The sequence below is a fragment of the Pseudomonas kribbensis genome (genome assembly GCF_003352185.1).
GTDB classification, from domain to species: domain Bacteria; phylum Pseudomonadota; class Gammaproteobacteria; order Pseudomonadales; family Pseudomonadaceae; genus Aquipseudomonas; species Aquipseudomonas kribbensis.
In genome coordinates, this window is record NZ_CP029608.1 from 3,775,712 (window position 1) to 3,797,271 (window position 21,560).

16 protein-coding genes are annotated in these 21,560 nt (G+C 61.5%); 11 read left to right on the forward strand and 5 right to left on the reverse strand.

The genetic code is table 11. The features are described 5' to 3' along the window. Positions 1–43: 43 nt before the first annotated feature. Complete coding sequence (locus DLD99_RS17165) at positions 44–1,012, forward strand: 2-hydroxyacid dehydrogenase (RefSeq protein ID WP_114883817.1); 969 nt, start codon at positions 44–46, stop codon at positions 1,010–1,012. Here DLD99_RS17165 and tssA read toward each other — a convergent pair. Genes tssA through DLD99_RS17190 form a run of 5 tightly spaced genes read right to left on the reverse strand, consistent with a single transcriptional unit; the run spans position 1,009 to position 8,510 of the window. After that, positions 1,009–2,088, reverse strand: a complete 1,080-nt coding sequence (tssA, locus tag DLD99_RS17170; protein WP_114883819.1) for a type VI secretion system protein TssA — start codon at positions 2,086–2,088, stop codon at positions 1,009–1,011. The genes DLD99_RS17165 and tssA overlap by 4 nt on opposite strands. After that, the gene (locus DLD99_RS17175) at positions 2,085–5,906 is read right to left on the reverse strand and encodes a type VI secretion system protein (RefSeq protein ID WP_114883821.1); all 3,822 of its coding nucleotides are present in this window, start codon (positions 5,904–5,906) and stop codon (positions 2,085–2,087) included. The genes tssA and DLD99_RS17175 overlap by 4 nt, the downstream gene beginning before the upstream one ends. Next, a complete protein-coding gene (locus DLD99_RS17180) occupies positions 5,903–6,667 on the reverse strand; it encodes a DotU/TssL family secretion system protein (protein WP_114883823.1) in 765 nt (254 codons plus the stop codon). The genes DLD99_RS17175 and DLD99_RS17180 overlap by 4 nt, the downstream gene beginning before the upstream one ends. A gap of 18 nt (positions 6,668–6,685) precedes the next feature. Beyond that, on the reverse strand, positions 6,686–8,017 hold the full coding sequence (gene tssK / locus DLD99_RS17185; protein ID WP_114883825.1) for a type VI secretion system baseplate subunit TssK: 1,332 nt from the start codon (positions 8,015–8,017) through the stop codon (positions 6,686–6,688). 46 nt (positions 8,018–8,063) lie between these two features. Then, positions 8,064–8,510, reverse strand: a complete 447-nt coding sequence (locus DLD99_RS17190; protein WP_085732262.1) for a type VI secretion protein — start codon at positions 8,508–8,510, stop codon at positions 8,064–8,066. Between the two features lie 228 nt (positions 8,511–8,738). On the opposite strand from DLD99_RS17190, the gene tssB reads away from it, so the two are divergent. The 10 genes from tssB (at position 8,739) to DLD99_RS17240 (ending at position 21,549) form a co-directional block, all read left to right on the forward strand. Continuing rightward, positions 8,739–9,281, forward strand: a complete 543-nt coding sequence (tssB, locus tag DLD99_RS17195) for a type VI secretion system contractile sheath small subunit (RefSeq protein WP_114883827.1) — start codon at positions 8,739–8,741, stop codon at positions 9,279–9,281. Between the two features lie 29 nt (positions 9,282–9,310). Beyond that, complete coding sequence (tssC, locus tag DLD99_RS17200; RefSeq protein ID WP_085711487.1) at positions 9,311–10,795, forward strand: type VI secretion system contractile sheath large subunit; 1,485 nt, start codon at positions 9,311–9,313, stop codon at positions 10,793–10,795. Positions 10,796–10,872: 77 nt separating this feature from the next. After that, positions 10,873–11,370 (forward strand): Hcp family type VI secretion system effector, encoded by a 498-nt coding sequence (locus DLD99_RS17205; protein WP_007958866.1) that lies wholly within the window; start codon positions 10,873–10,875, stop codon positions 11,368–11,370. Positions 11,371–11,385: 15 nt separating this feature from the next. Then, entirely contained in the window at positions 11,386–11,829 is a 444-nt protein-coding gene (gene tssE, locus DLD99_RS17210; protein ID WP_114883829.1) for a type VI secretion system baseplate subunit TssE, read from the forward strand. Beyond that, complete coding sequence (gene tssF / locus DLD99_RS17215; RefSeq protein WP_114883831.1) at positions 11,813–13,606, forward strand: type VI secretion system baseplate subunit TssF; 1,794 nt, start codon at positions 11,813–11,815, stop codon at positions 13,604–13,606. The genes tssE and tssF overlap by 17 nt, the downstream gene beginning before the upstream one ends. Beyond that, a complete protein-coding gene (gene tssG / locus DLD99_RS17220; RefSeq protein WP_114883833.1) occupies positions 13,570–14,595 on the forward strand; it encodes a type VI secretion system baseplate subunit TssG in 1,026 nt (341 codons plus the stop codon). The genes tssF and tssG overlap by 37 nt, the downstream gene beginning before the upstream one ends. Position 14,596: 1 nt before the next feature. Continuing rightward, entirely contained in the window at positions 14,597–17,137 is a 2,541-nt protein-coding gene (gene tssH / locus DLD99_RS17225) for a type VI secretion system ATPase TssH (protein ID WP_114883835.1), read from the forward strand. Positions 17,138–17,197: 60 nt separating this feature from the next. Further along, the gene (locus DLD99_RS17230; RefSeq protein ID WP_114883837.1) at positions 17,198–17,758 is read left to right on the forward strand and encodes a hypothetical protein; all 561 of its coding nucleotides are present in this window, start codon (positions 17,198–17,200) and stop codon (positions 17,756–17,758) included. An 847-nt stretch (positions 17,759–18,605) separates the two neighbouring features. Continuing rightward, on the forward strand, positions 18,606–19,520 hold the full coding sequence (locus DLD99_RS17235; protein WP_114883839.1) for an endonuclease/exonuclease/phosphatase family protein: 915 nt from the start codon (positions 18,606–18,608) through the stop codon (positions 19,518–19,520). 19 nt (positions 19,521–19,539) lie between these two features. Next, complete coding sequence (locus DLD99_RS17240; protein ID WP_114883841.1) at positions 19,540–21,549, forward strand: type VI secretion system Vgr family protein; 2,010 nt, start codon at positions 19,540–19,542, stop codon at positions 21,547–21,549. Positions 21,550–21,560 lie beyond the last annotated feature (11 nt).

Genomic DNA, 21,560 nt, shown 5'->3' on the forward strand with positions numbered 1-21,560 from the left:
CGACTTTCGCGACCGACCCGCCGACGATCACAGGAGCCGAGCAATGCCCGCCACCGTTCTGGTACTGGTTGAAACCATCAATGACTATTTGCCCATTCTTGAACGACAGGGCTTTCACCTGATTCTTGCCCCGACTCCCGCCGAACGCGCCCAGGCCATTGCCACCCACGGTGCTCGTATCGACGCCGTGCTGACCCGTGGTCCGCTGGGGTTGTACGCCGAAGAAATCGCCGCATTGCCTGCGCTGAAAATCATCTGCGTGATCGGCGCCGGCTACGAACAGGTGGACCTGCAAGCCGCCAGCAACCGGGGCCTGACCGTCACCAACGGTGCCGGCGTCAACGCGTCGTCGGTGGCCGACCATGCCATGGCGTTGCTGCTGGCGCTGGTACGCGACATTCCACGCTGCGATGCCGCGGTGCGCCGTGGCGAATGGCCGAAGATCATGCGCCCGTCCCTGGCGGGCAAGCGGCTGGGGATTCTCGGCCTCGGCGCGGTGGGCATGGCCATCGCCAAACGGGCGAATCTGGGTTTCGACATGGAGATCAGCTACCACAACCGCCAGGTGCGCAACGACGTGCCCTACACCTTCTGCTCGACCCCGACCGAACTGGCCCGGGCCTCGGATTTTCTGGTGGTGGCGACGCCCGGCGGCATCGGCAGTCAGCATCTGGTGACCCGCCCCGTGCTGGACGCGCTGGGCCCCAAAGGCTTCATCGTGAATATCGCCCGCGCCAGTGTCATCGCCACGGCGGACCTGATCACGGCACTTGAGCAACGGCGAATTGCCGGTGCCGCACTCGACGTGTTCGACCACGAACCGCGGGTTCCGGACGCGCTGAAAAGCCTGAGCAATGTGATCCTCACCCCGCACGTCGCCGGGCTGTCACCGGAAGCCACTCAAGGCACCGTGGAACTGGTGGGGAAAAACCTGGTGGCGTTCTTTTCCGGGGAGCCAGTGCTGACACCGCTGACACTGCCGCCGAAGCAGAACAACCAGCGCGTGCACTAAAGTACGCCGAGCAACGTCCACAGCCGTCGCGATTCGGCGTCGGCCGAGATCAGCTCGCCGAGCAGTTCGCTTAACGGCTTGTTGCCCCATTCCACCCCGCGCCGGATCAAGTACGGCACGGGGCTGTGGGGTTCGGTGCGGGCCAGGTATTCGGCGATCAGCAGCAATTGTCGATAGGCCTCTTCACGGCTCGCCGGCTCACGAAAGACCTGCGCCGCCACGGCGGCTTCCTCGACCGGTTGCGCCTCCACCACGGGGGCTTCGACGGGTGCGACCGGCGCCGGTTTTTGTGGGTGCATGGCGATGAACTCCTGAACCAGTTTCAGCAGCGCTTGAATGATCTCCTGCAAGGGCTGCAGACCCGGCCCCTGATCACCGAGGTACGTATCGCTCCAGGCGTTCAGACGTTGCAGGTGCTGCTGGCTCAGCAGCAGATTGCCCTGTTGGCGCAGCCAGAACGCCAGCGGCGTGGCGCGCACCTGTTCGCTGAGTTTCTTCTGTTCATTACGTGCGGCCTCCGCTGAAGCCTTGGCGTTCTTGCTGTCGTTGACTTGCACCTGCTGCACCTGCAAACGGCGCCAGGTTTCCAGGTTGCAGGCCTCGAAATCGCTGCGCGAGCCGAACAGCGGAACCCGGGTCAGCAGCACTTCACTGTACCGACGCACCAGCCACTCCAGCGGAATCACCCGCCACGACTGATCACCCTCCTCGGCCTGCGGGTGCAGCTGTTCGGGATAGCGCTCACATAATCCGGCGATCAGCGCCAGGCTGCCGGGCAATCCGTCCAGCCCCTGAAGATGCAGCCAGGCCTCGCCGAGCCAGGCGCTGAGCATCAGGTCCTTGCTGCGCTCGATCAGCAGCGTGGTGGTGAGTGTTTCCACTGCCGGCCAGTTCGCCTGTTTCAACGTCGATTGCCAGACCCCGGTCGGCAGGCTCGCATCGTCTTCACGGCGCAGGTCGCGCAATTGATCGAACTCGCGTTCGTAACGCAGATCCACACCACAAGGCGCATCAGGGCTGATCGGTGCGAGCAACTGATCGATCAGGTCGGGCAAGGTTGCAGATGGCAGGCTCACAGGCCCTCCTCGCGGGATTCAATGGCGGCGGTGGTGCCGGTCACCTGGAACGGCGAACGCGGCGCCCGGGTCGGCAACGGTGGAATCGACAGCGGCAGTTTCGAACCCTGGCTCATCAACGACAGCCGCACGAACATCCGGGTGAATTCGCTGGTGACACTGTCATTGAGCGCAGTGACCGGCAGGCGCAACGTCAGGGGAAAATCCGTGTAATCCATGCTCGGCTGGCGCTGCACCGAGAAGTGCGCGCGCATCAGCCGCAGCAACGACCATGGCCCGCCGTACTCCCAACCCGCCTCCAGGTCCCGCACCACCAGGTTCGGTTGCAGCGGATCGTTGACCGGGCGCTCGCGGCCGTTGCGCGCCCAGCGCAGGGTCAGGCGGATCGGCTGGCCGACCATCCAGCGCAGGTTCGGCTGCTCGGCGGCGGGATAGCTGATTTGCTGACTGCCGGCCAGCAAGCCCCCGGCGATTACCTGATCGGCACCGCGCTCATCATCGCGGTCGGTGCGCCAGCGAACATCCATCTCGACACCGAGAATACCGCTCTTGTCGCGCACGAACAGCGGGGTCAGCCAAAGGCTTGCCTGCTTCAAACGGTTGAGAAAATCCTCTGCCGCCAGCCGCTCCGGAGTCTGGCTCAGCACCAGTCCGGCCTGGGCCACCGGCAGACGCTTGTCGATGATTTCCAGAAAATGCTGCACCCGCGCCGGGTCCGCATCCTGCGCCTGCAAACCGTTGGCAAACGGAAAGCGATCGGCCAGGTACTGATTGAAATAGTTGGCCAGTTCATTCCACGCCGCCGCAGCCTGCTGTTGTTGCAGGTACTGGCAACGCTGCATGGCCGACTGTTGCAACTCCACCGCACGCATCGCCAGGGTGCCGCGCCCGCCCGCCAGATTGGCGGTCTGCAACACCTGCACGCAGGAACCGGTGTCCATCTCGATGAAATCACGGCTGACCAGTTGCTCGATCTGCGCCGGCGAACTGGCCGGGTTCGAGTCCTTGTATTTGAGCAGTTCATCGTTGAGTGCGCTGAACTGGGTCACCCGTTCATAATCCAGCGCCGACAGATTGCCCTGTTGAGTCATCAGCCACTGCAACGCCGAGGTGCGCCGCTCGGTGATGCCGAGCATGGTGTTGAATTGCTGCTTGAGGCTCAGCTTCAAATCCTGCACATCGCTGGCGCCGTACAGTTGCAGACCGAGGTTTTTCGAGCCGTCCCACTGACTGATTTCAGCCCGGCCACCAAACAGCGGTTGCGCGGTGATTTCATCCAGACCGTTGACGATCTGCGCCATGGCCCGGCGATTCAGCGCGCCTTGCAGACGCGCCGCCAGATCACTGCGATGGACTTCGACAAACGCCTTCTGCAAAGCCATGGCCTGCTCGGCCTGCACATTGAACACCGCGTAGGGATGCGTCTGGTCGTTGTGATCCTTCAGGCTCAGCCACATGGCCTGCGCCGCCGCGCCTTCTGCCGCTTGCAGCAACGCCTCGCGATAAACCGGCGGGATGCGCGGCAATTCTTCGGCGACATAGCTCTTGTAGCTGGCGAAGTAGTTGAGCGAGGTGTTGAGATCGTCGCCATCGACCGTCTGACCTTGCAGGTTGACGTTGTCTTCGGTGGCGCGCATGGCGATGGACACGAAGTCGCGCTTGAACAGCGCCTGCACCGCGTTATTGAGTTTCACCACTTGATCCTGCAACGCCAGTTGCCCGCTGCCCTGTTGCACCAGCAAGTTGCCGCGCGAACCGATCTGGGCGATCCACTGGTCACGGAAACTCTGCTGCAACTTGCCCGCCTGGGCGTCGAGTTGCTGCTCGACCGCCGGCCCGAGCAACGTGCTCTTGCGCACCTTGTCGAGAAATTCGCGGTAACCCGGCACCAGCTCCTGGCCCTTGCCGCGGCTCCAGGTCGAGTTGGTCAAAGCAATTGTGGCTTGCAGGTCATCGATCAGCGCGCGCAGGTCTTCCAGCTCGCTGAGGCTGTTGCCACTCCCGGCCTCAAGCTGCTCCAGATGCAACTTGAGGTAGCCGGCCCTGCTGACAAAGTTGTCGGCCAGGAAATACTGATCGAGCCAGCGCTCCATCAGTCCGTTGAAATTGCTGACGATCAACGGCCGCTCGACACTCAAGTCCAGCGCCTGCAAATCACCGCTGTCCCCCGCCGCCAGCAGCCGGTTGTAGTAAGCGGCGTGAGGCACCGTCGCCGCGTTGAGGTTGAGCGACAGCGCGTTGTTGCTCAGTTGCACCAGATCGTCCAGCGGTACTCGCTGATTGTTCTGCACCTCGGCGAACAGCTGGTTCTGTTGCTCCAGGCGCAACGCCCGGTCCACCAGGTCCGTGGCTTTCTGGTAGTTCTGCCACTGGGCCGGGTCTTCGCTTTCGACGCTGTTGCGCCGATCCGTCGCGCGGATCGCCTTGAGCTTCGCGAGCTCCGCCACCAGCAATTCATGCAGCGGCTGGATCATATGACGCTGGGCGGCCTGGAACACCGCCCGTTCGATCTTCACATCGACAGAAGAAACCCACGATGACGGAAACGCCAGCGACACGTAGTGCCAGTGCGGTGCCTTTTCCAGCACCCGCCAGAAGCTCTGCACGTTGCGCCGGGTCGGCTCGACGCGGTGGGCGTCATCGGTGACCGTGACGTAACTCTTCTGCGCGCCCTGCATCAGCCGCGCCAGCTCATGGGCATCCTTGACCGACTGGTTCCACACCCAGAACATCGCCAGCGCCCAGACGACCCCGACCACCAGCGCCACGCCGGCCGTCAGCCGTTGCCAACGCTGACGCAGGCGCAACAGACGCGGCACCCCCTGTGCCAGCCCCCGCTCGCCCACCAGGCGCTGGCGCCACAGCTGACGCATGAACACGCTGCGCTGCAGGCCACTGTCATCGGCGCTGAAGCCGTCCAGTGCGTCGTCGGCCGGTTGGTTGGCGCTGAAATACACACCGCGAAAACACGGAGCCTCGCCCTGCGCGTTGCCCTGGAACACCGGTTCCAGCAGGTTCTGCAGCCCCCGTCGCAGCGTTTCGAGACGCTCGGGCAAGGCATACAGATCCGCGGTCAACTGCCCGGACAACGTACCGAGTTCAATCACCGCTTCGGCGACGGCGCGGTGCAGGCGATCCAGTGCCTGATCGCTCCATTGACCCTGCCACACCGCATCTCGCGCAAACGGCGATGACCAGCCCAGGGTGCGTTCGCGTGCCTCATCGGGCAGCGCGCTGATCAGGTCCTGAAATCCCGGTAGTTCTTCAAGCCCGGTGACGATCACGTACACCGGCACGCTCAAACCAAAACGTTGCAACAGGTCGATAAAGCGTCGGCGAGCCGCAAGACCCAGCTGCGTCGCCTGCTCCAGATTGCCCAGGCGACTGACCGGCACGGTCCAGATCACCCCGTCGAGCGGACGCTTGCTGCGCAGGCGCAGGATCAGTCCAAGCAACCGCCACCAACCGCCCCGTTGCAAATGCATGCCGTCTTCCGGCAGAAACAGGCCTTGGGGCACCACCAGCACCGCCCCTTCAGGGTCCGACCACCACCGGCCGAACCAGGCCGGTTTGTCGGTGGGTTGCAGGCGCCATTCGGTCACCAGTTGCGTGCCCTGGACCTCATCGCCGAGCATCAGCAGCCAAGGCAACTGATAGCGGTCGTGAGTGCCCTGCTCTTGCTCCATGTGCCGCACCGCAAGATAGAAACTGCGGATCGCCGCACCGCTTCGAGTGCGCAGCCACCACACCGCCACCCCGACGATCACCAGCAGCAACAGCACCGCCACCACCCACGCGACGATCGTCAAGGTACTCATGAGTCTTGCTCCGGCGCCGCCATCGAGTCGGTGGTTTGCAGCACCGGCTCCAGTTCGGAACGAATGTCACTCCACAAGAACTGGCCGACCCCGGTCAGCAACAGCACCATCGCCAGAATGCCCAACGCCAGACGAAAACCGTCCGGCAACGCCGTGCGCACCGGCAATTGCAGCGGCGCGGCCAGCGACGGCTGCACCAGGCGCTGGCTGACATCGTCGTAACTGGCCTCGTCCTGCCAGGCAAAGGTGAACAGCGCCAGCCGCCACTTCTCCAGTTGCGCCTGGCTATGCTCGCCGCGCAGGCGTCCGTGGAAACCGAGAATCAGGCATTGCAGATAAACGTTGGCGAGATCGCGGGTGGTGGGTTGCTGTTCATCGAGAAGGGTCTGGATCGCCGCCGGCAACTGCTCACCCGCCTGCCGGCTGGAGTAGAGGCGCGATTCCAGAGGTTTTTCCTGCCAGGCACTCTGGCCCGGCCATGGACTGAACAGCAGCGTTTCATCGACCAGCGCAACGAAGGCATACACCAGCGCCTTGACCTGTTCGGTCGCCGAGTCGCCAACCCGCGAAAACGCCGTGCGCCACAGCCGTTGTGAGGCCTGGGTGGACAGCTCGACCACGGTTTCAACCAGCGCCGCATCGTCCTCGATGTCCTTGGGCAACTGCGTCCAGTCCAGTTGCCATTGCTGCCACGTCTGACGGAACGCGCTGCTCAACGGTGCGTCCTGCAACCCAAGGCTTGCGGCACTTCCTTGCGACATACGGCGTTCCTTGTGTGATCAGGCACTTTCACTGTTCTGGGCGACAAACAGCACCACTTGCCACGGACTGCTGGTCAGCCGGGTGGCCGGCGCGGCGATCACCAGCGGCAATTGCGCGTCGAACCAGTTGCCTTCGGCGGTCACCACAAACAGTCGGGTGTCGTCGCCGACGCTGTAGGCCACTTGTTCGCTGCGACTCATGGCCTGGTGCGTCAGGCCGCTCATGCGCTGGCGGCTGAGCAAGGCGATGTGTGGCGCCGAGGCGATGATCGCGCCGCGCAGCCACTCGCCGGCCGCCTGTTCGCTGGCGCCGTTGGGCATGCGCAGGCCGATGACCAGCCGCTGGCTCGGCTGTTCGTCCGGCAACTGAATGGAAAAGCTGTGTTCGCTGCGTTCGAAAGCGATGCTGCGATAACCTGCGCGGATCAGCTCAAGCGTGGTTTCCAGCCAATCGAGCAGCGGTTCGTATCCACGCTGCAACTCGAAAAAATCCAGCGGTGCAAACGACGGCACACCCGCCAGCGGATCCAGCGCCGACCACGCGCCGGCCAGCCCCAGCAGTTGCACATACAACGCCTGCGGATGGGCGATGCGGCTGTTCAGCGAGCCTTCGACTTCCGGCAGCCGCGTCCATAACGCGGTCAGTTGACGGCGAATCTCCAGCGCGTCGTCCTGATTGCCGGACTGTTGTGCCTGACGCAGACGCCCGCCGAGAAACAGGCATTTCTCACGGGCCCGTGCGCAGAGCCCGGCAATCCGCCGACCCAGCGGCGATTCCGGCAACAGGACCGGCGTCGGCGGTGTATACGGCAACGGCAGGAAACCGCCACCCTCCCTGCGGATTTTCAGCAGCGGCAGGCAGATCGAATCCGCCTTGTTGAGTTGCGTGCACAGACGCGGATTGGGTCGCCACACCGTGATCGATTCGGGGAACTCGCCACTGGTGAGATCCGGCAAGGCCTCGCCGACCACCGACTGTAAGCGGCCCTTGAGCGGCAGCAATTGACCGGCGCGCCACAAAGGGCTGATCGCGAGGTACACGGTGACAGTCGCATCGTCGGTTTCGTTGATTGACGGGCCGACATCCAGCTCCACCAATGGCCCGACACCTGCCTGCAGATTGACCGGTAAACCATCGGGCATCGTCCCCTGCAAGGACATCACCCGCACCACCCCGGCACTCATCGCCGAAGGGTCGAACTCCATGTGGCTGACGCCAAAGAACCACGGATTGCACGCCTGGGCCAGATGCGCGCCGAGCGCTTCGGCCCGCAGGCCCTGCAACTGAAAATGCTGTGGCAGCAATTGCATGCCTTCATGCCAGCAGACCGCGTCAGGTAGCAGACTCATACGACTCCCTTCGACTGCACCGCGAACCGGCGGCGGACGGTTTTTTTCAGTTTTCCTTGCTGACCAGGGTCATTTCGCGGCTGTCGAACTTGAGCCACGCATCACTCTGATCGTCCAGCCGCAAGCGGTGCGCTCCGGGTGTGTTATAGCTGGCGAAGACTAAAAGTCCAGCCGCCCGCTTGCCCCCCAGCGGGAAGGGTTGGCGGTCGATGAATTGCCCCGGCACCAGCTCCAGTCCCCACACGCTCATCAGCTGACGATAGTCGCGCTGGTACTGCTCGCGCCCGGCGAACCACTGCTGGGCGCTGATGCCCGACAGTTGCTTGAGCAGGTCAGGGTCATTGACCGCGATGAAATCCACGGCAATCGGTGTGTCGTCATTGGCCTTGGGCGCGACGTCGAGGGTCAGGCTGTCGAGATCGACTTTCGGCCCGAAGAACGAACAGCCCGCGAGCAGCGCAAAGCCGATTGTTAGAAAAAGTCGTGAAGACAAAATGAATTTTCCTTTTCGCGAGACAGTCCAAAAATGTTTTTCGCTTGCATTTTTATAGACCTGTTCTAGCGTCTTGGGTAGTTCGGTTCCTACAGCCGAATGTGGAAGGTTTGTCAAAGGAACGACAGGTCATCTGCCTCCCTTTCTAACCTGTGGTCCAGCAAGGGAAAGCGATGAACGGGCCTCCCCGATGCATTGCGCCCGCTCATCGCATCGGAGTCCGCCGACATGGCAGAAAGTACCCAGCACAAGCTCGACCGGGTTCGCCCGCCCCGAGTGCAAATCACCTATGACGTCGAAATCGGCAACGCCATCGAGAAAAAGGAATTGCCACTGGTGGTCGGGATTCTTGCCGACCTCTCGGGCAAGCCGCTCGAACCACTGGCAAAACTGACCGAACGCCGTTTCACCGAAATCGACCGCGACAACTTCAACGACGTCCTCGCCTCCATCGCCCCTCGCGCCACGCTGCAAGTCAACAACACCCTCAGCGGCGACGACAGCAAGCTGAACATCGAACTCAACTTCAAACACATCGACGATTTCGACCCGGTCAGGGTGGTGGAGCAAGTCACTCCGCTGCGGCGCCTGTTCGAAGCCCGTCAGCGCCTGCGCGATCTGCTGACCAAACTCGACGGCAACGACGATCTCGACAAGCTGTTGCGCGATGTCATCGCCAACACCGAAGGCTTGCAAGAGATCAAATCGGCTCGCCCGGACACCGCTGTCCCGGCAGCTGATGCCGAGGCCCCGGCCGAACCGCAAGCCTGATCGTCCACCTGACCGAGGAAGAATTCGCCATGCCCGCCGCCGCCCAGAATCAAGCCAGCGAAAATGCTGCCGCCGAAACTTTATCCCTGCTTGACCGGATCATCGCCGAGGGCCGCATGGCCCATGACGACAGCCAGCAGGACTACGCCCGCGACATGCTCGCGGAATTCGCCACCCAGGTACTCGACGAAGGCATGGCCATCGACAAGGACACCGTGGCGATGATCAACGACCGCATCAGCAAGATCGATGAACTGATCAGTGCCCAGCTCAACGAAGTGCTGCACCACCCGGACCTGCAAAAACTCGAAGCGTCCTGGCGCGGCCTGCACATGCTGGTGCAGAACACCGAAACCAGCACCCGGTTGAAGCTGCGCCTGCTGAACGTGACGCAGAAAGAGCTGCAGAACGATCTGGAAAAAGCCGTCGAATTCGACCAGAGCGCCCTGTTCAAGAAGATCTACGAAGAGGAATACGGTACCTTCGGTGGCCACCCGTTCAGCCTTTTGGTCGGTGACTACACCTTCGGCCGCCACCCGCAGGACATCGGCCTGCTGGAAAAACTCTCGAACGTCGCCGCCGCTGCCCACGCGCCCTTCATTGCTGCCGCCAGCCCGCGTCTGTTCGACATGAACAGCTTCACCGAACTGGCCGTGCCCCGTGACCTGTCGAAAGTGTTCGAGAGTCAGGAACTGATCAAGTGGCGCTCGTTCCGTGAGAGCGAAGACTCGCGCTACGTCTCGCTGGTGCTGCCACACTTCCTGCTGCGCCTGCCATACGGCCCGGACACTTCGCCGGTGGAAGGCATCAATTACGTCGAAGACACCAACGGCACCGATCACAGCAAATACCTGTGGGGCAATGCCGCGTGGGCACTGTCGCAACGCATCACCGAAGCCTTTGCCAAGTACGGCTGGTGCGCGGCGATCCGTGGCGCTGAAGGCGGCGGCGCGGTCGAAGGCCTGCCGGCGCACACTTTCCGTACCAGCTCCGGCGACCTGTCGCTCAAATGCCCGACCGAAGTGGCGATCACCGACCGCCGGGAAAAAGAGCTCAACGACCTCGGTTTCATCGCCCTGTGCCACAAGAAGAACAGCGACATCGCGGTGTTCTTCGGCGGCCAGACCACCAACAAGTCCAAGGTCTACAACACCAACGAGGCCAACGCCAACGCACGAATCTCGGCGATGCTGCCGTACGTGCTCGCGGCTTCGCGTTTCGCCCATTACCTGAAGGTGATCATGCGCGACAAGGTCGGCAGCTTCATGACCCGCGACAACGTGCAGACCTACCTCAACAACTGGATCGCCGACTACGTGCTGATCAACGACAACGCGCCGCAGGAAATCAAGGCGCAATACCCGTTGCGTGAAGCGCGGGTGGACGTCACCGAAGTCGCCGGCAAACCCGGTGCCTACCGCGCGACGGTGTTCCTGCGGCCGCACTTCCAGCTCGAAGAGCTGACCGCGTCGATCCGCCTGGTCGCGACCCTGCCGCCACCGGTCGCCGCCTGACCCGCACACGCCCGCAGGGTTTTCCTGCGGGCGCTTTCCCGTTTGTCTAGCGCGATAATCTTCAGGAGTTTCAAGCGATGGATGCAATCATTCTCGACCTCGGCGGCGACATCAAAGGCGACAGTCTGCTCGAGGGTTACGCGGACAAGATCGAAGTCATGTCCTACAGCCACAACGTGGCAATGCAGGTGACCAACGACGTCAGCAACTCGGAGCGCACCTCCGGCAAACCCCACGTTGGCGAGTTCACCCTGACCAAATTCGTCGACACTTCCACACCGTCCCTCAACGAATACTGCTGCGCCGGCAAACCGATCCCGGAAGCCAAGATCACCATCGGTCGCAACGCCGCCGAAGGCAGCGGGCAACTGCTCCCGTTCATCATCTACACCCTGACCAATGTGGTGATTTCCAACGTCAGCGTCAGTGGCGGTACCGGCGGCAAACCGGTGGAAACCCTGTCCCTGAACTTCACCAAAATCAAATGGGAGCTGACCGCGCAGAAGGACGACGGTACCAAGGAAGGCACGGCTGCCTCGACCTGGGACATGGCCGCCAACAAGCTGGTCAGCTAACCAGGCGCCCCGGCCATGGCAGGCACCGGCATCCTTGCGCCGCTGTTCGAACGCCTCGCGTGCGGCGAGTCCGATGTCGCGCAGGCGTTCGATCTTCAAGGGTTGCTCGATTCGGTGCACACCGAACTGTCGCGCCTGTTCAATACCCGCCGGGGCCCACGAACGCTCACTTCCCCGCCCAGCATTGTCGACTACGGCATCGCCGACTGGAGCGCCCTGCAACAACAGCGCAGCGATGACCGCCGTCGCCTGGCGCGGGACATCCGCGAGGCCATCACCCATTTCGAACCACGCCTGCTGCTGGGCGAGGTTCAGGTCAATCCCCTCCCCGAACAACCACAGCGATTGAGCATCCGCCTGCTCGGCGAGTTACGCAGCGGCCGGCAACACTGGCCGGTGGCCTTTGTCATCGAGCCCGGCAACGAAGGGCTGGAGGTGCGCCATGAGCGACTCGATTGACCCGCAACTGCTCGACTACTACCAACGCGAACTGACCTGGTTGCGTCACGCCGGCAGCCAGTTTGCCGAACGCTATCCGAAAGTCGCGCGGCGGCTGGAGCTGTCTCCCGGTGAGTGCCCCGACCCGCACGTCGAGCGATTGCTCGAAGGCTTCGCCCTGCTCGCGGCGCGTCTGCAACGACGCCTGGATGATGACTACGCCGAGTTCAGCGATGCCTTGCTGGAGCAGCTTTATCCCTTGGCCGTGCGCCCCCTGCCGTCCTGCGCCATCGTGCAGTTCGAGCCGGACCCGAGCAAAGGCAAACTCGACGGTGGTTATCCCCTGCCCCGGGACACGCCGCTGTTCGTCACCACCAGCAAGGGCGAAAGCATTCACTTTCGCACCAGTGCCGCCGTGCGGCTGTGGCCCATAGAAGTGACCGAAGCGCTGTTGCTCGGCAGTGATGAAGCGCAGGCGCTGACCGGTGTGGCGCAGTCCCGTTCGGCCTTGCGCCTGAGTCTGCGTTGCCTGGGCGAAAGCCAATGGTCCGAGCTGGAGATCGACAGTTTACGCATTCATCTGGCCGCCTCACCGGTGATCAATGCCGGGCTCTATGACCTGCTCGGCGCCCATGCGGTGCAGGTGCTCGCAGGCTCGCCGGGGAGTATTCCGGCGAAATTGAAGGGACTGCCGCAGATCGTCGGGTTCGCCGACGACGAGGTGCTGCTGCCGGACGAAGACGGTGTGCACCCGGGCATGCGCCTGCTGGCGGAGTACTTTGCCTTCCCGGAGAAGTTTCATTTCTTCGACCTGCCACTTGCCGGCGTTTCCAGCGACAGCCAGACGCTCTACCTGTACATCGTTTTCGACCGTGCTCCGGCCGGCCGCCTGCACTTGCAGGCCAGCGACATCGCCCTTGGCTGCGCACCGGTGATCAATCTGTTCCCGCGCACCTCCGAGCCGCTGCGTCCCGACGGCACCCGCAGCGAATACCGACTGGTCGCCGACAGCCATCGGGAAAACAGCGTCGAGATCCACAGCATCCGCGCGATGCGCTCCAGCTCCAGCGCCGGCGTGCAACGTCTGCCCGCCTATTACGGCAGCCAGCACAGCGGCGGCGATCAACAGCGTTACTGGCATGCGCGGCGCGTCAGTGGCCAGTCGCCGAACCGGCTCGGCAGTGATCTTCTGGTCAGCGTCGTCGACACCCGTTTTGAACCGCAAACCGATCTGCCCGACTACAGCCTCACCGCCGAACTGCTGTGCACCAACCGGCATCTGGCCCAGAGCCTGCCGGCCGGCACGCCATTGGGATTCGAGCGGCCGGGGCCGGTAGCGTGGGCACGCCTGCGCAATCCGCCGAGCCCGCAGAGTCTGCCGCGACTGGACGGCGATTCGCGCTGGCGGCTGGTGTCGCAACTGACCCTCAATCATTTGTCGCTGGTCGAAGGACCGCAGGCGCTGGATGCGCTGAAGGAGATTCTGCATCTGCATAACCTGCGCGATGAAGCCAGCGCCCTGCGCCAGATCGATGGCTTGCTGAGCCTTGCCTGCGAACGGGTGATCGGCCACGTCGGTGCCGATGCCTGGCGCGGCTGGCGCAACGGACTTGAAGTGCAGTTGCAGCTCGATCCGCAGCATTTCGTCGGCAGCAGCGCGGTGCTGTTCTCGGCGGTGCTCGCGCAGTTCTTTTCGGTGTACGCCACGGCCAATCGCTTTGTGCGCACGGTGCTCATGCAGGCTGACAAGGAGGTCAAGGCATGGCAACCCCAAGCCGGCATGCCCCTGTCGCTCTGACCCTGGGCCAGCGACTGCGCCGCGATCCGCAGGCGTTCGAATGGTTGCAAGCGTTGCTGTTGCTGGAGCGCGAACAGCCGCAGGCCGACTCCCTCGGTTCAGGCACATCGCCACAGGCCGAAGCGCTGAAATTGCGCGGGCCGTTGACGCCCGTGTTCGCCGCCAGCCAGATCGAAAGCCTGGAAGAAAAACCCGGTGAACCGCTGACGCTCAACTCGCCGATGTTCGGCCTCGGCGGCCCCGACGGCCCACTGCCCTACGCCTATCAGGAATGGCTGCAACAACGGGCCCGGGCCAAGGATCACGCACCCGCCGAGTTCCTCGACCTGTTCCAGCATCGGCTGCTCAGCCTGCTGTACAAGGTAATGCGCAAACACCGGATCGCCCTCGGGTTTACCACGCCCGGTGCTTCGCCAGTGCAGGCGCAATTGCGGGCCCTGACCGGGTTGTTGCCCAAGTCACTGCAGGAGCGCCAGGCGATTCCCGACTGCGCCGTTCTGGCCTGCACCGCGTTGTACGCCGATGGCCGCCGGTCGTTGGCGGGGTTCGCAGCGATTGTCCGCGAGCAATTTTCCGTACCGGTGGAGCTGAGCGCCTATGAAGGTGCATGGCGTGAGATTCCGGCCGCCAGCCGAAGCGTCATGAAGGCTGGCGGGCGCAATCTGCAACTGGGTCGCAGCGCCGTGGCCGGCACCCGGGTCTGGGATGAGCATGCCGGGATTCGTCTGACGCTCGGGCCATTGTCCTCGGCGCAAGCCGGAAGCTTTCTGCCGGACGGCGAATCGCACCCGGCACTGGCGAGCCTGGCGGCGTTGTATTTCGGCCCGGATCTGGATGTGAAACTGGTGATGCTGGTGCGCGGTGCCGGGCCGCTGAAGCTCGGTCGTCAGGCCCCGGCGTTGTTGAGCTGGAACGGCGGTTTGCAGCGTCAGGCCAGTCTTGCAGTGCAGCGGATCGAAACCCGTCTTCGTCAGCTGGGGATCACCTGAAATGGAACTGGCCAGCCTGATCGGACGCCTCAACCCGGACAACCGCCGCGCCCTCGAACGCGCCGCCCAGCGCTGTTTGCAGCGCGGGCATCACTTTGTCGAGATCGAGCATCTGTTGCTGGAATTGCTCGACATCGACGGCGGCGACTTTGCCTTTCTGCTGCCGCGTTTCGGGCTGGAACGGGATGCACTGACGGCTGAAATCAACAAGGCGCTGGACCTGTTCAAGGCTGGCAGCACGCGCACGCCGGCGCTGTCTTCGCACACCCTGGGTTTGCTGGAAGATGCGGTGGTGCAGGCCAGTGTGTTGGGCATCGACAGCATTCGCTCCGGGCTTTTGCTACTCGCGTTGATTGATCGTGACGAGCGCCGAAGTCTGCTGCTCAACAGTGCGTCGTCATTGCTGCGGATTCCCAAGGAAGCCTTGCGCGCGAACCTGCTGGAGTGGACGGAGAACTCCCGCGAGCATGCCGGACCGCGCTCTGTTTCTTCAGGAAATGCGGCGCCCCGGCAGGATTCGGTACTGGACCAATACACCCAGGACCTGACCGCCGACGCTCACGCCGGGCGCATCGACCCGATCGTAGGTCGCGACGGCGAGATTCGTCAGTGCATCGACATTCTTTTGAGGCGCCGGCAAAACAACCCGATTCTGGTCGGCGCACCGGGCGTCGGTAAAACCGCCGTGGTCGAAGGCCTGGCGCTGCGCATTGCTGCCGGAGATGTGCCGCCGTCGTTGCAGGAAGTCAGCCTGCGGGTGCTCGACCTGGGCCTGTTGCAGGCCGGTGCCGGGGTTAAAGGTGAATTCGAACAACGGCTCAAAGGCGTGATCGATGCCGTTCGCAGCGCCGACAAGCCGATCATCCTGTTCATCGACGAGGCGCACACCCTGATCGGCGCGGGCGGAGCCGAGGGCGGCAGCGATGCGGCCAACCTGCTCAAACCGGCGCTGGCCCGAGGTGAGCTGCGCACTTTGGCCGCCACGACCTGGATGGAGTACAAGAAATACTTCGAGAAAGACCCAGCCCTCGCCCGCCGTTTTCAACTGGTGCAGGTGGAAGAGCCGGACGAAATCACCGCTGTGGAAATGCTCCGAGGCGTGGCAGCAAAACTGGAACAGCACCACGGCGTGCAAGTGCTGGACGCGGCGATCCACGAAGCGGTGAAACTCTCCCATCGCTACATCTCCGGCCGCCAGCTACCGGACAAAGCCATCAGCGTGCTCGACACTGCGTGCGCCCGGGTTGCCCTGGGCCAGCACGACGTGCCGCCACCGCTGGAAAGCCTGCGCCACCGGCAGAACAGCTTGAAAGATGAAGTCGAGCGCCTGCGCCGGGAGCAGGCCACGGGGCTGGATCATCGTGAGCGCATCACGCTGCTGGAAAATGAATCGAAAACCAATGTGCAGGCGATCCGCGAACTGGAAACACGTTGGGGCGAAGAGCGCGTGGCCGTGCGCGAACTGCTCGAGACCCGTCGCGAGTTGCTGGCATTGAGCGAAAGCGCCGACAGCGACAAACCCGACGAGGCTACCGACAGTCGCATTGATCATCTGGCCGCTGAACTGCTGCGCCTGGAGGCGGGACTGGATGCGATTCGCCAGGACGATCCGCTGGTGCCGGAACAGGTCGACAGCAAGACCGTCGCTGCCGTTATTGCAGGCTGGACCGGCATCCCTGTCGGCAAAATGCTTGCCGATGAAGCCCATGCCGTGCGCACCCTTGGCCAACGCATGGGCTTGCGTGTGATGGGCCAGAAAACGGCACTCGCAACCATCGCCCAGCGCCTCCAGGCCTACCGCGCCGGGCTCACCGATCCGCAAAAACCGGTCGGCGTGTTCCTGCTGGTCGGCCCCACGGGCGTCGGCAAAACCGAAACCGCGTATGCGCTGGCCGATGCGTTGTACGGCGGCGAACGCAATCTGATCAGCATCAACCTTTCCGAATATCAGGAAGCCCATACCGTCAGCCAGCTCAAGGGCGCCCCTCCGGGTTACGTCGGTTACGGCAGCGGTGGCGTGCTGACGGAAGCTGTTCGACGCAAACCGTATTCGGTGGTGTTGCTGGATGAGATCGAGAAGGCGCATCCGGATGTGCTGGAAGCGTTTTACAACGTCTTCGACAAAGGCTTGATGGAGGACGGTACCGGGCTGGTGGTGGACTTCAAGAACACCGTGATGCTCGCCACCAGCAACGTCGGTGCCGAACTGTTGCTCGATACGCCCGTGGCACAGATCGGCTCCGAGCCCTTCAACGAGGCGCTGCACAAAGTCCTGCTGCAAGCGTTCCGCCCGGCGTTTCTGGCGCGCATGACGGTGGTTGCGTATCGGCCGCTGGATGAGGCGACGCTGGAAGGAATTGTGCTGGCGAAGCTGGAGAAACTGCGCGGACGCTACAAGGCTGCGACCGGCAAGCAGTTCGAATTTGATGCGGGAATCGTCAAGGCCGTGCTCGCCAAATGCAGCGCGGCGGGTGCGCGTGATGTCGAGAATGTGTTGATGACCCAGGTGACCGGGAAGCTGGCGGAGTGGGTATTGGAGTAAAGAAACATGCACCACGCCCGAGCAATGCAAACCGATGTTCAACATTGAAGGACACCTTACATGAACTATCTTTTCGTACCTTTCGGCAGCAATGAGTCCAATAGCGAACTTCTTTCCATGGGAACACTTTGGGCGTCGAATGCCGCCAAAGACCCGAGGGGAAAAGAAGCACCAAAACTTCTCTTCTACAACATTAAAGCTGCAAAACCCTTGAGCATTATCGGCAACAACGACACTGTATACATACTGGCTCATGGCTATGCCGCAAGCCCGGACTACATCTTCAACCTCGCCAATTTTCCTGCGATGGGCATGTCGCCGAACGAGCTAGGCATAAGATTAAAAGTGGCAGGACTCGGTGCCGGACACAGAAAAATAAAACTCTATATTTGTAATTCCAGCGGTGCATTTCAAACATTTGCAACGGAATTTAAAAGAATCATGCGCGACAATCTAGGCTTCGCAAACATCGATATTTATTATTACAATTGTTCAGTATCGGTACCCAAGGAGTTCTCTGACGGGCTTTATCACAAGGATGGCGTACTTGAAAACGCCATGGGCAACATCGTTCTCACCCCGAGATTTCGCGCCAGTGAAAATAGACAGAGAGTGCCTTGAACATTCGGTGCAACATTCAGTAATCCAGAAGACATGCAGGACAGGGTACCGCTGAAAAACAAACCCGACCCCATTGGCTTACATTAAAAGGGACTTGATCATGCCACCACCACTTACTAGTAAAGTTTTGGTACATATATGGAAATTCAGAGCCTCTTTGAAAAGGAGTTCCTTCGCTTATGGCCATGCATCAATGACTGTTTGTGATCGACGTGGGCGAAGTGCGTACATTTCGTGGTGGCCAGACGACAACCGCTCTGCTGACCCCAAAATACCTTTCGCGTATACGGCATACCCCGAGCGGGAGCAGACCCACGAATGGGTTGTAAAGGCGGAAGGACAAGAAGCTGACCATACTTTAGAAGTGGTAGGACTGGATGAGGAAAAAATAATAGATTTCTGGAGTGATCTCAGCTTGGAATTAGAGGGCGAGAGGCGATCCGGACCATTATTACCCTGGAGTGCAAAAACACTAAACTGCTCTACCGTTGTATTTAAAGCGCTTTGGGCTGGCGGCGCATCCAAGCACGCAAAAGACTATTGGTTTATTGACTACTGGACTCCGAACAGAGTTCTGGACTTCGTACAAACCTTAAGGCACCGGCTTAACAACCCCCAATCAAAACTCTGAGATACGTGGACAGGCTCCTCTACAGCGGCCACGTCCACTTATTGAATCAATGGGGACAGATTTATTTTTTCAATCAATGGGGACAGATTTATTTTTTGGGTGTGCCTATACCGAAAGCCTGATTACTTCAGTGGTTTTGATGCGCGGCAGCGATGTGTATCGAACGGTCTTGAACTCACTCGATTAGTCGTAAAGAGGTTGCACAAGGAGCGTTGCATGTACTCGATCATGATCTGGAATACGCAGCACTTCGATAATCAGCGGGCCAAGCTCTCCAGCGCGTATTCGGATAAAAAGCAGTTTCTGGACTATTTCATTCAGCAAAAGAAGCCAGACATTATTGCTCTGTTTGAAGTGGGCAAAACCGGATCGATCAATGAAAGTCTGGTCAGCGACTTGATGGGCAGCTACACCCTCGCCTCAGTGCTCGCGCAGGAAGGAGGCAAGAAGAAGCACACCACCCTCGGTTCCATGGTACTGATTCGCGATGCTATCGCCAAAGAGTTCGACGATGTCACCGAGCGTTACATTCTGTCGGACACCGAACAACGCGCACCACTGATCATTCGCCACAAAGCTTCAAGTTATGGTTTTGCGTTCTATCACGCCAACGCGTCCTACATGGCACCCGGCAACATTCTCGACACCATCGGTTTCATCGAAAGCAACGCCGATAACCTGGGTATCAAACAGTTGCTGTTTTTTGGCGGCGATCTGAACGTGAATGCTGTCGAAGGGCCCGAGACAATGCTCGGCATGAGCAGATTGCTGCCCAAAGGTGCCGGCTATACCCATTTGAGCGTGCGTAATGTCACCTTGCAGCGGGCGACGAACGAACTGCGCCTGCGTCAGGAATTCGGGCAGGACATGCACCATACGCCGCATTCCTATCTTGAACACTACATGAACATGGAAGCCATCGAGCGTTGCGAAATACTGCCTATCCTGTTGATGCTCGACTACGCCTATGTTCATGCCCCACACGCTTGGGAGGCGAGCTGCGACGGTAGCGTTCAAATCGAAAGCGACATAGATGGAAACACCGTCAGCATCTCGCCGCGCTGCCTGGGCCAGGCCATTCGCAGCGACCATTTCCCGGTGTTGTTCACGCTCAAGGCTACACTCGAATAACTCTCGTAAAGGTCGCTCAATGCCCCGTTCCACCGATAGCAACACTACGCTCTCCCTCACCGCCACCTCGCTGTCGGCGCTTTATCCTGTGTCGTTCGCTGGTGAGGAAGCCCTGAACACCCTCGGCGTTCAAACCCTCAACGGATTGAACGACGGTACCTCGCTCCCCCTCACCAGCGCCGTTGCCACCCACGCCACCACCACCCTGCACAACGACACCCAACTCCGTCCCTTCGACGCTTTGGTCGCCGAGATCCGCCAACTCCCTGCCGACGCAACTGCCGAACGCTATCAGCTGGTATTAAGGCCCTGGCTCTGGTGGTTGACCCTCGCCAGCAACAACCGCGTATTCCAGAACCTCGCCACCTCGGACATCGTCACCACGATCTTCAAGGCCCACGGCTTCACCGATTTCAAACTCTCGCTGACCGGCAGCTACACCCCGCGCGAGTACTGCGTGCAGTACGGCGAAACTGATTTTGCCTTCGTCTCTCGCCTGCTGGAAGAGGAAGGTATCTTCTGGTTTTTCACCCACGACGAGGGCAAGCACACGCTAGTGCTGGGCGACAGCAATGACGCCTTCGTGCAGATCCCCAACGGCCCGAAGGTCAAGTATCTGGGCCAGCAAATGGGTGAACGCGAGTTGCATGGCATTCGCTCGGGCCAAGTGTGTCTGCAAGCCGTGGCCGGCGTGTACAAGGCGACGGATTACGAGTTCACCACGCCGACCACTTCACTCTTCGGCCAGGCCGAAGCCGTGGCCGGGCCGCTGTCGATCTATGAGCATCCCGGCGGTTACAACGCCAAGGCTCGGGGTGACGCATTGACCAAACAACGGGTAGACGGGCTTCGCAGTGAAGAGAAACGCTTCGTCGGCGAAAGCGATTGCCGCTGGCTGATCCCGGGCCACTGGTTCACCCTCGACGGCCACGAAGACGCGAGCCTGAACATCGACTGGGTCGTCACGCGGGTCACCCACGACGCCAGCCACGAAAGCTATCGCAACCGCTTCGAAGCCATCCCCAAAGCCACGCCGTTCCGCCCGCCCCGCACCACACCCAAACCGCGCATGCATCCACAGACCGCCATCGTCGTAGGCAAGTCCGGCGAAGAAATCTGGACCGACGAGTACGGCCGGATCAAGTTGCAGTTCCCCTGGGATCGCGACGGCAAGAACGATGAAACCAGTTCCTTCTGGGTGCGCGTGGTGTTGCCGTGGAGCGGCAAGGGCTTCGGCATGCAGTTCGTGCCGCGCATCGGTCAGGAAGTCATCGTGACCTTTATCGACGGCGACCCGGACCGGCCACTGGTCACCGGATGCGTGTACAACGGCGACAACGCCCTGCCCTACGCCTTGCCGGCGAACCAGACCCAGTCGGGGATCAAGACTCAATCGTCCAAGGGCGGCGGCGGTTTCAACGAGCTGCGTTTCGAGGACAAGAAGGATGCCGAAGAGGTGTTCCTGCAAGCGCAGAAAGACCTGAAGATCAACGTACTCAACGACACCACCGCCACCGTCGGCCACGACGAAACCCTCACGGTGCAAAACGCCCGCACCCGCACGGTCAAGGACGGCGACGAGACCGTCACGCTGGAGAAAGGCAAACGCAGCGTGACGATCCAGACCGGCAGCGACAGCCTCGATGTGAAGGACAGTCGCACCGTGAAGGTCGGCGCCGACCAGAACCACAGTACCGGCGGCAATTACACCGACAAAGTCACCGGCGACTACAGCCTGACGGTTGACGGCAACCTGACGATCAAGGTCAGCGGCACCCTCACGCTGCAAAGCGGCGGCAGTTTCACGATCAAGAGTGGCGCCGATCTGGCGACCTCGGCCAGCACGTCGATCACCCAGAAGGCCGGCACCGCCATGACCAACCAGGCCGGTACTTCGCTGGACAACAAGGCCGGAACTACGCTGACCAACGATGCCGGCGTCAGCCTGACCAACAAGGGCGCGGCCTCGCAGACCGTGGACGGTGGCGGCATGCTGACCATCAAGGGCGGACTGGTACAGGTCAACTGACAAGGAGTCGC

What these genes read in the sequence shown, in the direction of transcription:
- DLD99_RS17165 (WP_114883817.1), top strand. Translation starts at nt 44, where the DNA reads ATGCCCGCCACCGTTCTGGTACTGGTTGAAACCATCAATGACTATTTG.
- DLD99_RS17175 (WP_114883821.1), bottom strand. Translation starts at nt 5,906, where the DNA reads ATGAGTACCTTGACGATCGTCGCGTGGGTGGTGGCGGTGCTGTTGCTG.
- DLD99_RS17180 (WP_114883823.1), bottom strand. Translation starts at nt 6,667, where the DNA reads ATGTCGCAAGGAAGTGCCGCAAGCCTTGGGTTGCAGGACGCACCGTTG.
- tssK (WP_114883825.1), bottom strand. Translation starts at nt 8,017, where the DNA reads ATGAGTCTGCTACCTGACGCGGTCTGCTGGCATGAAGGCATGCAATTG.
- tssB (WP_114883827.1), top strand. Translation starts at nt 8,739, where the DNA reads ATGGCAGAAAGTACCCAGCACAAGCTCGACCGGGTTCGCCCGCCCCGA.
- tssC (WP_085711487.1), top strand. Translation starts at nt 9,311, where the DNA reads ATGCCCGCCGCCGCCCAGAATCAAGCCAGCGAAAATGCTGCCGCCGAA.
- DLD99_RS17205 (WP_007958866.1), top strand. Translation starts at nt 10,873, where the DNA reads ATGGATGCAATCATTCTCGACCTCGGCGGCGACATCAAAGGCGACAGT.
- tssE (WP_114883829.1), top strand. Translation starts at nt 11,386, where the DNA reads ATGGCAGGCACCGGCATCCTTGCGCCGCTGTTCGAACGCCTCGCGTGC.
- tssF (WP_114883831.1), top strand. Translation starts at nt 11,813, where the DNA reads ATGAGCGACTCGATTGACCCGCAACTGCTCGACTACTACCAACGCGAA.
- tssG (WP_114883833.1), top strand. Translation starts at nt 13,570, where the DNA reads ATGGCAACCCCAAGCCGGCATGCCCCTGTCGCTCTGACCCTGGGCCAG.
- tssH (WP_114883835.1), top strand. Translation starts at nt 14,597, where the DNA reads ATGGAACTGGCCAGCCTGATCGGACGCCTCAACCCGGACAACCGCCGC.
- DLD99_RS17230 (WP_114883837.1), top strand. Translation starts at nt 17,198, where the DNA reads ATGAACTATCTTTTCGTACCTTTCGGCAGCAATGAGTCCAATAGCGAA.
- DLD99_RS17235 (WP_114883839.1), top strand. Translation starts at nt 18,606, where the DNA reads ATGTACTCGATCATGATCTGGAATACGCAGCACTTCGATAATCAGCGG.
- DLD99_RS17240 (WP_114883841.1), top strand. Translation starts at nt 19,540, where the DNA reads ATGCCCCGTTCCACCGATAGCAACACTACGCTCTCCCTCACCGCCACC.